Raw genomic sequence first — 276 nt, 5'->3', positions numbered from 1 at the left:
GGATGGGTTCGCCCATTCGGAGACCCCCGGGTCGAAGGATGTGTGCTCCTCGCCGGGGATTATCGCAGCTTGCCGCGTCCTTCATCGGCTCCCTGTGCCAAGGCATCCGCCGTGCGCCCGTGGTATCTTGCGGGACCGCTCTCGGGCCCGCGGGATATCCACGTGTCGCTAATTAAGTTAAATTAATCGATATCATGAATAGCGCTCGTATGTCGCAATTCGGGTATCTCATACCGCGGCACAGTCTTGACTGTGCTCGCGATCAGATGCTCCTCA

General features: G+C 58.3%; 1 rRNA gene. It reads right to left on the bottom strand.

Annotation, left to right across the window (positions count from 1 at the left end):
- Nucleotides 1–133: ribosomal RNA gene (locus DXC99_RS10225) — 23S ribosomal RNA — on the bottom strand; the annotation flags it as partial.
- Nucleotides 134–276 lie beyond the last annotated feature (143 nt).

It is taken from the genome of Collinsella sp. TF10-11AT (assembly GCF_003437565.1).
Classification (GTDB): domain Bacteria; phylum Actinomycetota; class Coriobacteriia; order Coriobacteriales; family Coriobacteriaceae; genus Collinsella.
The sequence above is the reverse complement of the archived record's forward strand: the minus strand, read 5'-3'. Positions and strand labels throughout refer to the sequence as shown.